At 70.2% G+C, this 13706-nt stretch carries 10 protein-coding genes; 5 read left to right on the plus strand and 5 right to left on the minus strand.

The genetic code is table 11. From position 1 onward, the window contains the following. Positions 1-96: 96 nt before the first annotated feature. The 4 genes from OOT46_RS18470 to OOT46_RS18485 all read right to left on the minus strand — a co-directional run bounded on the left by OOT46_RS18470 (position 97) and on the right by OOT46_RS18485 (position 4457). A complete protein-coding gene (locus OOT46_RS18470; protein ID WP_265405091.1) occupies positions 97-1548 on the minus strand; it encodes a serine/threonine-protein kinase in 1452 nt (483 codons plus the stop codon). Between the two features lie 7 nt (positions 1549-1555). Further along, entirely contained in the window at positions 1556-2428 is an 873-nt protein-coding gene (locus OOT46_RS18475) for a c-type heme family protein (RefSeq protein ID WP_265405092.1), read from the minus strand. 39 nt (positions 2429-2467) lie between these two features. Continuing rightward, positions 2468-3346 carry a hypothetical protein gene (locus tag OOT46_RS18480; protein WP_265405093.1) on the minus strand — a complete coding sequence of 293 codons (879 nt, stop codon included), beginning with the start codon at positions 3344-3346 and terminating at the stop codon, positions 2468-2470. Positions 3347-3530: 184 nt separating this feature from the next. Next, positions 3531-4457, minus strand: coding sequence for a LysR family transcriptional regulator (locus OOT46_RS18485; RefSeq protein ID WP_265405094.1), 927 nt, complete (start codon positions 4455-4457; stop codon positions 3531-3533). A 132-nt stretch (positions 4458-4589) separates the two neighbouring features. On the opposite strand from OOT46_RS18485, the gene metE reads away from it, so the two are divergent. The 3 genes from metE to OOT46_RS18500 all read left to right on the plus strand — a co-directional run bounded on the left by metE (position 4590) and on the right by OOT46_RS18500 (position 8819). Next, complete coding sequence (metE, locus tag OOT46_RS18490) at positions 4590-6875, plus strand: 5-methyltetrahydropteroyltriglutamate--homocysteine S-methyltransferase (RefSeq protein ID WP_265405124.1); 2286 nt, start codon at positions 4590-4592, stop codon at positions 6873-6875. A gap of 87 nt (positions 6876-6962) precedes the next feature. Continuing rightward, on the plus strand, positions 6963-8063 hold the full coding sequence (locus OOT46_RS18495) for a DUF72 domain-containing protein (RefSeq protein WP_265405095.1): 1101 nt from the start codon (positions 6963-6965) through the stop codon (positions 8061-8063). A gap of 42 nt (positions 8064-8105) precedes the next feature. Next, positions 8106-8819, plus strand: coding sequence for a hypothetical protein (locus tag OOT46_RS18500; RefSeq protein ID WP_265405096.1), 714 nt, complete (start codon positions 8106-8108; stop codon positions 8817-8819). A 24-nt stretch (positions 8820-8843) separates the two neighbouring features. On the opposite strand, the gene OOT46_RS18505 is transcribed toward OOT46_RS18500, so the two are convergent. Next, on the minus strand, positions 8844-11243 hold the full coding sequence (locus tag OOT46_RS18505; RefSeq protein WP_265405125.1) for a penicillin acylase family protein: 2400 nt from the start codon (positions 11241-11243) through the stop codon (positions 8844-8846). Between the two features lie 201 nt (positions 11244-11444). On the opposite strand from OOT46_RS18505, the gene OOT46_RS18510 reads away from it, so the two are divergent. Both OOT46_RS18510 and OOT46_RS18515 read left to right on the plus strand, forming a co-directional pair. Further along, positions 11445-12455 carry a D-2-hydroxyacid dehydrogenase family protein gene (locus tag OOT46_RS18510; RefSeq protein ID WP_265405097.1) on the plus strand — a complete coding sequence of 337 codons (1011 nt, stop codon included), beginning with the start codon at positions 11445-11447 and terminating at the stop codon, positions 12453-12455. A 28-nt stretch (positions 12456-12483) separates the two neighbouring features. Next, a complete protein-coding gene (locus OOT46_RS18515; RefSeq protein WP_265405098.1) occupies positions 12484-13665 on the plus strand; it encodes an MFS transporter in 1182 nt (393 codons plus the stop codon). Positions 13666-13706 lie beyond the last annotated feature (41 nt).

A 13706-nucleotide genomic window follows, 5' to 3' on the forward strand; every position in this document is an offset into this window, starting at 1 on the left:
CGTTGCCTGTCTGGGCCGCCGTGAGGCGGCCCTTTTTTTGTCCGCTGCCGAGGCCGCCGGTGCAGGCGGCCCGAGCGTGTGCGGCCGGCGGGCGCTCTAGCTCAGCTGCTGCAGCTGCGCCAGCACCTGGCCGCGCACCGCCGGATCGTCGAACTGCGCGGCGAGCGCGGCGAAAAACTGCTCGCGCGAGCCCGCCTGCGAGGCGGCCTTTTTCACGACGATCTTGGCAATCGGCCCGATGTGGCTCGCCAGCACCCGCTGCGCGCGCTCGATCGTGTCGGGGTTGAGCGCGCTGCCCTGCTGCCCCCCGCCACTGCTGCTGGGCGCTGGCGCGCCGGTGCGCAGCGAGGACGCGGATGTCAGTTGCTGACCGATGAAGGTGGAACGCTCGCGCTCGTTCTGAAGGTGCTCGGCGAGGCGCTGACGCAAGGTGTCGATGTCGTGGCACTCGCGCGCCGCGCGCCGCACCAGCACCTTGGCCATCGGGCCGACGAACTTCGCCAGCGTGGTCTCCAGGTGCGAGAGCGTGGCCGGGTCCCAGTGGGTCGGAGCGGCCGTGGTCGGGGACGGCGCCCCCGAGCCGAGCGAGCTCAGCGATCCCACCGAGATGACCCCACCGTCGCCAACGCTCGCCGCTGCCGCGCCGCCGCCCGAGCCGGGCGCGCCTTCCGGGCGCACCACCTCCATGATGACGGTCTCCTCCGAGACGGTCGCACTCACCGGCGCGCTGCAATGCGTCAGCAGGTCGTCGCGGAAGGCCAGCGCATTGGCGTAGCGCGCGGCCGGCCGCTTGGCCAGTGCGGTCGCGACCACGTGATCGTAGTGCTCGGCGCGCGAGGAGCCGACGTGCTGGGAGGGGCGCACCGGCTCCTCGTGCACGATGCGGTACATCAAGGCCTCAGCGGTGCCGTTGAAGGGCAGCTGGCCGGTCAGCAGCTGGTACAGCAGCACACCCGAGGACCAGATGTCGACACGGTGGTCGATCTTCTCCGCGGTGTACTGCTCGGGCGCCATGTAGCCCGGCGTGCCGACGATGGCGTTGAGCTGGGTCAGCCCGCCCGCGTCCACGCGGGCGATGCCGAAGTCGGCGATCTTGAGCTTGCCGTGGCGCGTGATGATCAGGTTGCCCGGCTTGATGTCACGGTGCCAGACACCCTGCTCGTGGGCGTGGTCGAGCGCCGTCAGCAGCTGCACCATGATGCTGAGGATGTCCTGCTCGGGGAACCGGATCTTGCGCCCCAGGTAGTGCGCGACGCTGTGCCCCTCGACGTACTCCATCGCGATGAAGGCGCGCTCGCGGTCCTCGCCGTACTCGTAGACGCCCACGATGCCCGGGTGCAGCAGCCGGCCGGCCGCCTGCGCCTCGTTGCGGAAACGCTCGGCGATCGAAGCGGCGTGCGGGCTGTCCTCGACCAGCTGCTTGCGTATCGTCTTGATCGCGACGGTGCGCTTGATGTCCGGATCGAAAGCCTTGTAGACCACCCCCATTGCGCCCTCGCCGAGGACGCCGGTGATCGGATACTTTCCGAGGCGCTCAGGGTGCTTCATGCCAGCTTCAGCCGTCCAGCATCTTCATCGCTTGCACCAGGCTCTTGCGCATGCGCGTGAAGGACTCGGCCAGGGTGCCGATCTCGTCCTTGCTGCGGGCGTTGAACTCGGGCGCGTCCATTTCGCCCAGGCTGACCCGGTCGGCGATGGCCGACAGGCGGCTGACCGGCTGGATCACCAGTTTCCACAGCATCAGGTTGAGCGCCAGGCCGATCACGACAAACACGGCCGTGAGCATGCCCATGAACACGTTGAAGGCGCTGGCCGCGCGCTGCAGCGGCACCGTCATCGGCACCGAGACGACCTGGGCCCCGATGATCTCGTTGAGGTTCCAGCCGAAGCCGTTGGCCGGGCCGTAGCGCTCGACCATGGGCCGCGGCGCGGCGTCCACCGTGCTGTGGCAGCGCAGGCAGGCCGGGTCCTTGATCTGGATCGGCCGGGCAATATAGAGCGAGCGCCCGGTGGGCGTGTCGCGCTGGCCGACGAACTCCTTGTTCTCGGGCGAGTTGCGGAACTGGTTGACGATGTCGACCTCCCACTCGACCGCCCGGTCGCGCGGATTGGTCGGGTTGAGCGTCGCTTCCTTGTAGGCGTAGTCGGGGTACTTCTTGTGCAGCGTCGCCAGCACCTCGGTGGCCGAGTAGGCCGGCACCGATTGCGGCAGGAAGCTGTACTTCATCTGGGTCTCCAGCAGCGGACCGATCTGCCCGGAAGTGTAGGCCCGCACCGCCAGGGCCTTCTCCATCAGCAGCCGGGCATGGTCCAGCACCTCCTGCTGGGCATTGCGCTGCAGCAGGTCGCGGCTGATGTAGCCGGTGACGCCCAGGCCCAGCACGAACACGAGCACGAAGACCAGGTTGAACTTGACGAGCAGTTTCATTTCGTTCTCACACGACGCCGCCGTCACGGCGGCCAGAAGTCAGGGACGCTGCGCGGGGGGGCGCGGCAGGTATTTCTCGGGGTACAGCACGCGGTCCCACTCCGGGTGGGAGCGCAGATTGGTGACCAAGCCGGCGCGGAAGTCTTCGTCGGCCGCCCGGGAGCGCCAGCGCGTGACGAAACGGCCCCGCAGCGCGCGCTCGGCCTGCAGCCAGGTCTGCACGTCCTGATAGGCGACCGCGCCGAGCGGCTTGGCCGCCACCTCGCGGCCGCGGTAGCGCTCGACCAGGGGCGGCAAGGTGTCGCGGAAGGCGCGTGGCATGCGCTCCAGCATCGCGGCCGGCGGCCGCGCCGCCACGCTGCCGCGGCTCTCGCCTTCCTGCAGGTAGGACTCGCCGCTCTTCAGGTTCACGCCACGTTGCGCCTTGCCGTCCTCGCGCTCGGTGAGACGGGCCGCGCCGGCCTCCGCGAAGGCGAAGACGCGCTGCTCGGCCAGGTGGGCCACCAGCACGCCGTCGGCCACCGCGTCGAGCCGCGCCGAGCCCAGCCCCACGCTGCCGGGCTTGCCGGCATTGCCTGCGCCCGGCGTCAGCTTGACCCAGCCCTGCTGCAGGTAGAGCTGCGAGGCGCTGCGGCCGCGCTCGCCGGGCAGCGCCGGTTGCAGCAGCACCCGGCTGCCGGGGCCCAGGTCGGCGATGCTCCCGTCCGGGTATTCAAGGCGCACCAGTGTCGCCGTTGCGCCGGATTCGACGATGTCGTCACGTTGCAGACGCACGCCCTCGGAGAGCGAAAACTTCGCGGCGCCGCGGATCAGCAGCGCCTCGCCCTCGAGGATGGTCAGCACGGCCGCCGACGTGTCGGCCGCCATGGTCCAGCCCGGAAGGCTGCACAAGATCATCCAGACCATCCGCCAGAACATGTTCCTCCCTTGTGTATGGAGCACGCGGCTCCCTTCGATGATGGGTCCTGCGTCCCCTGCGACGAGGCACGCATTGTTTCACCGAGACTTCTCCGGTGGTACCCCCGATCGGCTGCCGAAGCGCCCGGCCTGAATTTTTCGGCCCAGGCGTCAACTATGTCACTGCCGGGCAGGAATTTTCGCGTCAAGTCAGCAATTCGATGCCGGCGAGTTGCCGTGCACATTGTTGCCGGATGATGCTCAAAAGGTCAGCCAGGTAGGGCTTTTGGGACAGGGAGCGTGGTGCCGTGGCATGCAGTTCGCTCCACAGCCCGGCCCGGCCGATGCGCTTGGCCACCACGTAGTCGTAATCCACATAGTTCTTGACTCCCCAGTTGGGCAGTGCGGCCAGGCCGCGCCGGCTGGCCACCAGTTGCAAGATGGCGATGGTCAGCTCGGCGGTGCGGCGCTGGAAGCCGACGCCGGCCGGACGCAGGACCTCGCGTATCACATCGATACGCTCCTCGGGGACAGGATAGGTGATCAGGGTCTCGCCTTCGAAGTCCTGCGCGTCAAGGCGGCGCCGGTGGCGCAGCGGGTGCTCCACCGGCAGCACCGCCAGGATCTCGAAGCGGAACAGCGGCCAGCTCTCCAGGGCCCGCCGCCCGGGCGTCCGGCTGCCCGGCGCCGAGCCCACCACCAGCTCGCACTTGCCCTCCGCCAGCAAGGCCATCGGATCCGCGTGGAAGCCGGCCACCAGGTCCACCTCGACCTCGGGCCAGCGACGCCGGAATTCGTCCATCACCGGCATCAGCCAGTCGAAACAGGTGTGGCATTCGAGCGCAATGCGCAGCTCGCCGCGGGTGTCGCTGTGCGCGCGTGCCAGGTCGCGCTCGGCCTCGTCGACCTGCGGCAAGACCTCGCGCGCCAGTGCCAGCAGGCGTTCGCCGGCCGGCGTGAAGCGCAGCCCCGTGCTGGTGCGGCGGAACAGCGGCAGCCCGTAGTGGGACTCGACCGCCTTGACCTGGTGTGAGAGGGCCGACTGGGTCAGGTGCAGCCGCTCGGCGGCCAGCGCCATCTTGCCGGTGTCGGCGATGGCCTGCAGCGAGCGCAGATGGCGGAGTTCGATCATCGGTGGGAGGGTTTTCGGGAAGGGCTGGACATGAATGAAATTCAAGTGGAACTGAAAAGGTTTCGCTTGATGAATGAAGTGTCCGCAATGAGACTGAAGCCCGTCAAGCCCACCCACCTCCTTCACACCATCATGGCCCTCACCCACATCCTCGGATACCCCCGCATCGGCGAACGCCGCGAGCTGAAGTTCGCGCTCGAGTCCTACTGGCAAGGCCAGAGCGCCCTGGAGGCGCTCGAACTGACCTGCGATGAGCTGGCGGCGCAGCGCTGGCGCCGCCAGCGGGACGCGGGCACAGGCTGGCTCACGGCGGGCGACTTCGCCGCCTACGACCTGATGCTGGACCACGCCCTGATGTTCGGCGCCGTGCCCGCGCGCTTCGGACTGGCTCCGGCCGCCGTCGGGCTGGCCGAGAGCTTCGCACTGGCCCGCGGCACCGCGCAGCAGCCGGCGCTGGAGATGACCAAGTGGTTCGACACCAACTACCACTACCTGGTCCCCGAGCTCGCGCCCGACCAGCGCTTTTCGCTCCACGCGTCGCGCTACCTGGCCCAGGTCGACGCCGCCCTGGCCACCGGCGGGGCGGTCAAGCCGGTGCTGATCGGGCCCCTCACCTTCCTGCGGCTGTCCAAGCTGGACGGTCCGGGCGAGCGGCTGGCCCTGCTGCCGCAGCTGCTGGAGGTGTACGCCGAGCTGCTCGAAACGCTGCACCGCCGGGGCATCGAGTGGGTACAACTCGACGAACCGGTGCTTGTGACCGACCTGGAGACGGCCTGGCAGGACGCTTTCGAGCAGGCCTATGCGCGGCTTGCCGTCGGGCCGCGCCCGCGCCTGTTGCTCGCAACTTACTTCGGCCCGGTCCTGCACCACCTGCCGCTGATCGGCGCGCTGCCGGTCGACGGGCTGCATGTCGACTTGGTGCGCGGCGCCTCGCAGCTCGGCGCCGTGGCCGCCGCGCTGCCGTCCGGCCGGGTGCTGTCGGCCGGCGTCATCGACGGCCGCAACATCTGGCGCACCGACCTGCGGCGGGTCCTGAAGCAGCTGCAGCCGCTGCAGGCCGAGCTGGGCGATCGCCTCTGGATCGCTCCGTCCTGCTCGCTGCTGCACGTGCCCTGCAGCCTGGCCCATGAAAACCGGCTGGAGCCGCAGGTGCGCCGCTGGCTGGCCTTCGCCGACGAGAAGCTGGGCGAGCTGGAGGTGCTGCGGCGCGCGCTGGTCGACGGCGAGGACAGCGTGCAAGAGGCCCTGGCCGAGAGCGACGCGAGCCTCGCCGCGCGGCGACATTCGCGCCTCGTCACCAACGACTATGTCACCAAGCGCCTGGCCAGCGTGGACGACTCGATGGCTCGGCGTACGGCCCCCTTCGCCGAGCGCATCGTGCAGCAGCGCCAGGCGCTGCAGCTGCCCCTGCTTCCGACCACCACCATCGGCTCCTTCCCGCAGACACCGGAGATCCGCGCCGCTCGCGCGGCGCACCGGCGCGGCGAGCTGGGCGCCTTCGACTACCTGCAGGCGATGCGGCGCGAGATCCGCCACGCGGTGGAGCAGCAGGAAAACCTCGGCCTGGACGTGCTGGTGCACGGGGAGCCGGAGCGCAACGACATGGTGGAGCACTTCGCCGAGCACCTGTTCGGCTTCGGCATCACCGAGAACGGCTGGGTGCAGAGCTACGGCTCGCGCTGCGTCAAGCCGCCCATCATCTACGGCGATGTCTACCGGCCCGAGGCGATGACGGTGGACACGACCCGCTATGCCCAGTCGCTGACCAGCAAGCCGGTCAAGGGCATGCTGACCGGCCCGGTGACGCTGCTGCAGTGGTCCTTCGTGCGCGACGACCAGCCGCGCGAGCAGACCGCTCGCCAGCTGGCGCTCGCGATCCGCGACGAGGTGAGCGACCTGGAGAAGGCGGGCATCCGCATCATCCAGATCGACGAGCCGGCCTTCCGCGAAGGGCTGCCGCTGCGCCGCGAGGACTGGCCGGCCTACCTGGACTGGGCCGTGAACGCCTTCCGGCTGGCTGCCTGCGGCGTGGCCGATGGCACCCAGATTCACACCCACATGTGCTACTCGGAGTTCAACGACATTCTGCCCGCCATCGCGGCGCTCGATGCCGACGTCATCACCATCGAGACCTCACGCTCGCGCATGGAGCTGCTCGACGGATTCGGCGCGTTCGCCTATCCCAACGAGATCGGCCCGGGCGTCTACGACATCCATTCGCCGCGCGTGCCCGGCGTCGAGGAGATGCAGCAGCTGCTCGACCGCGCCTGCCAGGTGGTCGATCCGCGGCGGCTCTGGGTCAACCCCGACTGCGGGCTCAAGACCCGCCGCTGGACCGAGACCATGGCAGCGTTGCGCCACATGGTCGAGGCCGCGAAAGCGGTGCGCGCTCGGTTGACCGAAGAGGCTGTGCACTAGCGTGCAGGGCGGGCCGGCCCGCTACAGACCGGCACACGCCGGGGTACCCAGGGCCGCTACAGTGCGTGGGTACCCGACATCCCGACCGTGAGCCGCACGTCCCGTCCCCCCAGTCCGCAGCCCAGTCTGTTCGCCTTCGAGGAGGAAGAGGCGCAGCCCCAGGCCGCGGCGTCGCCCGCCGAAACCGTGGCGATGCCGCCCGGGCGCGCGCCGTCGCGCCGCGCCGGCGAGGAACCGGGACGGCTGGAGCCCGCGACGCTGAATCCCGAGGTGCAACGGGTCGCCGATGCGCTCCACCCGAACATCCGCCTGGGCACCTCGTCGTGGAACTTTCCGGGCTGGCACGGGCTGGTCTGGGGCCGGGAGTATGCCGAGAGCACGCTGTCGCGGCGCGGCCTCACCGCCTATGCCCGGCATCCCCTGCTGCGCTGCGTCAGCCTGGACCGCAGTTTCTACCGCCCGCTCGATGCCGCCACCTACTCCGGGCTGGCGGCCCAGGTCCCGCCCGGCTTCCGCTTTGTCGTGAAGGCGCCCTCGCTGGTCACCGACGTCGTCGTGCGTGCCAGCGATGGTCGAGGCATCGAACCCAACCCGCTGTTCCTGGATCCGACCGCCGCGGTCGAGCAGGGCCTGAAGCCGGCGATGCAGGGCCTGGGAGAAACGCTGGGGGTGCTGGTGTTCCAGGTCTCGCCGCTGCCGCGGGCCTGGCTGGCCGAGCCGCAGCGCTGGCTGCAGGCGCTGGAGCGGCTCTGGGAGGCGCTCCAGGCCGCCCGCCGGGAGGCCGGCCACCCGGTGCTGCTGGCCCTCGAAGTGCGGGACGCCGAGCTGCTGACGCCCGAGCTGGCCGCCTTGCTCAAGCGCCACGAGGTGCGCTATTGCCTGGGCCTGCACGACCGCATGCCGCCCATCGAGGCGCAGCTGCCGATGCTGCGCGCGCTCTGGCCCGGTCCGCTGGTGTGCCGCTGGAATCTGCAGCGCGGATTCAAGTACGAGCCGGCACGGGCGCAGTTCGCTCCCTTCAACGCGATCAAGGCGCCCGACCCGGCCACCCGGCAGGTGCTTGCCAAGGTCGTCGCTGCGACCGCACTGGCCGGCCATGCGGTTTTCGTAACCGTCAACAACAAGGCCGAAGGCAGTGCGCCTTTGTCCCTCTGGGAGCTGGCAAAAACCGTGCTTGAACGAGGCTGACATCTATGCCGGGGCGGCAAAGGGGAAGATACTGATTCCGCCATGCCCGGAAGCAAGCTAGAGGATTCCAAGCACCGCCCCGGCGACGCCGATCAGGCGCATGCCCTGGGACATCTGCGCGCGTCCACCCGGCAGCTCTTCAACCCGCTGGACCGTGCCAGCGAGGTGGCGGGCGGCTTGCTCGTCCTGGTCATCTTCACAGGCGCTTTCGCCATCCTCGGGCGCGATGCACGCACCGTCCTGCTCGGCGCCCTGTCCTCCAGCTTCGCCTGGAGCCTGATCTGCGCCGCGATGTATCTGCGCCGCATGTGGCTGGCGCGGGAGCGCCAGCAGCGCCTGCTGCATGCGCTGTCCCGGGCCGACAGCGACGAGGCCTTCCTCAACAGCCTGTCCCGCGAGCTGCCCGAGACCTGGGTGCGCAGCCTCACCCCCCAGGAGCTGGCACGGCTGCGTGCGATGCTGCCCCGGCCGCCACAGGCCTCGGCCGGCCGGCTGAGCCAGCCGCTCGACCTGCTCGGCGCCACGGCCATCTTCGCGCTGGTGTTCTGGGCCACCTTTCCGGTGGCCTTGCCGCTGCTGTGGCTCAGCCACGTCCCGGCGGCACTGCGCATCACGCACGGCCTGGTGGTGCTGCTGCTGTTCTGCCTCGGGCTCGTGATCGGCCGGCGCCAGGGGGCGCGGCCGGTGGCCCTGGGCCTCAGCCTGGCCGGCCTGGGCGCCTTGCTGACCGGGCTCTGCATGGCCCTGCAGCCCTGACTCGACGGACCACCCTGCCAGGGATCACTGCGGCTGCAGCACCAGCTCCGATTCGCTCTCCCCGCCCCACAACGGCACGTACTCGCCCTTGGCCCAGGGCCACATGAAACCCCGGTACAGGCGCGAGAACGGCAGGCCGGACTGCCCGCTGGAGTGCATCACGCGGGAGGCCGCCGGCGTGCCAAGGTCGTAGATCGCGCGCAGGCTGGGGCCGTGTTCGTTGAGGTAGAGCGCGCCGCTCAGTTCGTCGGGCTTGAGGCTGACCCGGCTGGCGTTGACGGTATGGGTGTCCCCGCCGACCGGGACCCGCAGCTCGAACAGCTGAGCCAGCGGCTTGACCTTGCTGAAGGGCCGGTGCTCCGAGCGCGCCTGGTGCGCTTCGCCCCAGCGCCAGGCCGCGACCTCCGCACCATACGCCGCCTGGAGTTCGCGCAGTGCACCATCGAAGGCCAGGTCCATGATCTGCTGGCAGGTCTCGGCCGCAGCGGTGGTCTTGTTGTCGCACCACCACGCGTTGTTGCCCTCCAGCATGCCTTCGACAGCGTCGTAGAAAGAGCGCGTGTCGACCCGCTTCCACAGCTCGGGCCCCAGTTCGTCGGCGATCAGGAGCTGGTAGAGCTGGCGCGTCCAGGCCCACAGGATCAGCGGCGCGGCCTGGTCGGCCGCCATGTTGCCGCGCGAGCCGGCCAGTTGCTGCTGGGCATCCGCGGCCAGCGGATGGCTGGAGCGCGCCTTGCGGATCCAGGGCAGCAGGCGCTGCGCCGCGAGCGAGACCTGGTCGGCCTGCAGGGCCGCCATGCTGGCCCTGCCGTGCCGCGGCGCCGCCTGGAGCAGCTGCTCGATGCGCTGCTGCCGGTAGGGCACGGTCCATTCGCTGGTCAGGTAGTGCGGGTAGTCGGCGGCGTGGATGCGCTGGTTGGCGGTGGCGATCCAGCCGCGCGGCGGGTCGAACTCGCGCGGGGTCAGCGTGGGGTCGAGGAAGCCGGTCCAGTCATAGCGGGCCTCCCAGCCCGGCGCCGGCGCCAGCCCGCGCAGGTCGTGCTCCGCGCCACGCACCGGGACCCGGCCGGCCGCCACCATGCCGATGCGCCCGGCGGTGTCGGCCACCACCATGTTCTGCATCGGTGCGATGTGCAGGGCCGAGGCAGCAACGAACTCGTCCACCGAGCGCGCCTTGTTCATCGCCAGGCCGGCCTCGAAGGTGGTGTTGGGCGCGTCCAGCGCGGTCCAGCGCATGGCGAGCGCATAAGCCGGCCGGCCCCGCGGGCCGGTCAGCCCGTCGGCGGCCCCCGGGGCGTCGGAAATCACCGGGCCGTGGCGGCTGGCGCGCACCGTCACCCGGGTGTCCACCCGCCCCTTCACCTTGATCACTTCCTCGCGGGTCTCGAAACGCTTCCAGCCCTCGGGGGTCAGGTACTGCATCGGATCGTCCGGATGCAGCTGCTCCAGGTAGAGATCCTGCACGTCGGGCGCGGTGTTGGTGTAGCCCCAGGCGACGTGCTCGTTCTGGCCCAGCACCACCGCCGGCAGTCCGGGCATGGTGGCGCCGGCAACCTTGTAGCCGGGCGCCTCGAGCCGGGCGAAGTACCACAGCGCCGGCGCCGACAGGCGCAGGTGCGGGTCGTTGGCCAGCAGCGGCTTGCCCGACTCGGTGTGCGAGCCGGCCACCACCCAGTTGTTGGATCCGACCCCTTCGATGCCCGACTCGGGCGCGTCCCGCTGCGCCCGCTCGCCCAGCCCGGCGTCGACGCGCAGCCCGCGGTAGAGCGCCGCATAGTCCATGGTCGGCAGCGGCTTCTCGCCCGGATAGGGCGGCAGCAGCTCGTTGATGCGCTCCACCGGCAACTTCAGCGCCAGGCGCATGCGCAGCAGCTCGTTGTTCCAGTTGCCGCCCAGGTCCCAGGCCATCATGGTCATCCAGGCCAGGCTGTCGGCCGGCTCCCAGCGCCCGGGCTGCAGGCCCAGTGCCAGGAACTCCGGCGGCCGCGCGCCCATGTGCCGGGCCACGTAGGCGTTGATGCCCGCCGCATAAGCGTCCAATGCGCCACGCGCCTCGCCGGCCACGCTCTCGAGCTGCTGCTCGGCGGCTCGGCGCACCCCCAGGCTGCGCAGGAACACGTCGGTGCCGACCGCGCTGTCGCCGAAGGCTTCGGCCAGCTGGCCGGCGCCGACGCGGCGGTGCATCTCCAGCTGCCAGAGCCGGTCCTGGGCATGCACGAAACCCAGGCCCCACATCACGTCGGCGAGCGAGTCGCCCCGGATGGTCGGGATGCCGTGCGCGTCCCGGCTGATCCGTACCTCAGCCTTCAGGCCCTGCACCCGCACCACTCCGTCGGTCTTCGGCAAGGCCTGGTGCACATACCACCAGGATGCCGCCACCACCAGGACAATCAGCAGGACCAGCGCCCACAGGACTCTACGCATCCACTTCACAAGGGGTCTCCTCAAGCTGCTTTTCGATGTGAGGAGCGAGGGTACCGCAAGGCCGCCCGCCAGGGCCCCCGGGGAACCGTTGCACCGGCCCGCCTGTCACGCCACGCGGAAAAACGGAGAAAGATGGAGAATGAGGGCCCATCGGGCCGCTGCCCTGCCCCCTGGCGGGGGGCGCATCCCGCAAGAAGTGCCATGAACATCATCATCCTGGACGACTATCAGGACGCGGTGCGCAAGCTCCGCTGCGCCGCCCAGCTGGAGCGCTACAACGCCAAGGTCTTCACCAACACCGTCAAGGGCATCGGCCAGCTCTCGGTGCGGCTGCGCGACGCCGACGTGCTGGTGCTGATCCGCGAACGCACCCACTTTCCCCGCCAGCTGCTCGAAAAACTGCCCAAGCTCAAGCTGATCGCCCAGACCGGCCGGGTCGGCCCGCACATCGACGTCGATGCCTGCACCCGCCTGGGCATCGCGGTGGCCGACGGGGTCGGCTCCCCGGTGGCGCCTGCCGAGCTGACCTGGGCCCTCATCATGGCGGCGATGCGCCGCCTGCCGCAGTACATCGGCAACCTCAAGCACGGCGCCTGGCAGCAGTCGGGCCTGAAGTCGGCCTCCATGCCGCCCAATTTCGGGTTGGGCATGGTGCTGCGCGGCAAGACGCTGGGCCTGTGGGGTTACGGCAAGATCGGCCAGCTGGTGGCGAGCTACGGGCGCGCCTTCGGCATGAAGGTGCTGGTGTGGGGCAGCGAGAGCTCGCGCGCCAAGGCCCAGGCCGACGGCTACGACGCGGCCTTCACCCGCGAAGCGCTCTTCGAGGCCAGTGACGTGGTCTCGCTGCACCTGCGCCTGGTGGACTCGACACGCGGCCTGGTGCGCCTGGACGACCTGCTGCGCATGAAGCCGAACGCGCTGTTCGTCAACACCTCGCGCGCCGAGCTGCTGGAGGAGAACGCGCTGGTCAGCGCGCTCAACCGGGGCCGGCCCGGCATGGCTGCCGTCGACGTCTTCGAGAGCGAGCCCATCCTGCAGGGGCACCCCCTGCTGCGGCTGGAGAACGCGGTGTGCACGCCGCACATCGGCTATGTCGAGCAGGACAGCTACGAGCTGTACTTCAACGCCGCCTTCGAGAATGTCATCAACTTCATCAACGGCACACCCAGCAACATCGTCAATCCGGACGCGCTGAAGGTGATCCGAGGATGAGCCCCGACCTGCCCGTGCCGGTGGCGCCATGACCGCCGCCGCTCCCCCGCCGCGCGTGCTCGCGGCCACGCGCTGGGCGCTGCTGTTCGGCAACTTCGTGATCGGCTGCGGCGTGATGGTCGTCAGCGGCACGCTCAACGACCTGGCGCGCTCGCTGCAGATCTCCGTGGCGCTGGCCGGCCAGCTGATCGCGATTGCCGCGGCGCTGATGTGTTTCGGTGCCCCGCTGATGGCGATGCTGCTGGGCGGCTGGGACCGGCGCCGCCTGCTGACCCTGGCGCTGCTGTGGTACGCACTCGGCCATGCCTTGTGCGCCCTGATGCCCGACTACGGGGCGTTGTGGCCAGTGCGCGCACTGACGGTCCTCGCGGCGGCCGTCTTCACGCCGCAGGCCGCCGCGGTGATCGGCCACATGGCGCCGCCCGAGCAGCGCGGCCGCAGCATCACCTTCGTTTTTCTCGGCTGGTCGGTCGCCTCGGTGGCGGGCATGCCGATCTCGGCCTGGATCGGCGAAAGCCTTGGCTGGCGCTGGGCCATGGCCTGGGTGGCGGTGATCGCGCTGGCCGCCGCGGCGGCGGTGTTCCGCGCCCTGCCCGATGACGTTCGCCCTCCGGGCATGAGCCTGCGCGCCTGGCGCGGCGTGTTCGCCAACCCGGTGCTGATGGCCATCGTCGCAGTGACGGCGCTGACCGGGGCCGGGCAGTTCACGGTGTTCGCCTATTACGCGCCCTACCTCAGCCAGGTGATCGAGGCCAGCCCCGGCGAGATCAGCCTGCTGTTCGGCTGGTTCGGCGCCTGGGGCCTGTTCGGCAACATGATGCTGTCGCGCCATGTCGACCGCATCGGCGCAGCCCGCGCGGTGGCGGTGCTGCTGGGGCTGGTGGCCTTCAGCCTGCTGCTGTGGCCGCTCGGCTCGACGCCGCTGCGCATCGGTGTGCTCATCGTGCCCTGGGCGCTGGCCTGCTTCGCCAGCAACTCGGCGCAGCAGGCCCGGCTGGGCGCGGCCGCGCCGCTGCTGGCCCCGGCCCTGATGGCGCTCAACACCTCGGCGATCTACCTCGGCCAGGCCGTCGGCGCTTCCGGCGGCGGCTGGTTGATGGAGCATTTCGGCTGGGACGTGCTGAGTTGGGTCGGCCTGGGCTGGACGCTGCTCGCGCTGGCGCTGAGCCTGTGGGCGGCGCGGCGTCCGGCGCTGGCGGGCGGCGCCTGAGGCGGGCCGCACACCGAACGCGAGGGCTGGCTACACTGGCG

Origin of the sequence: Aquabacterium sp. A7-Y (assembly GCF_026153205.1) — a bacterium.
Classification (GTDB): Bacteria; Pseudomonadota; Gammaproteobacteria; order Burkholderiales; family Burkholderiaceae_C; genus Caldimonas.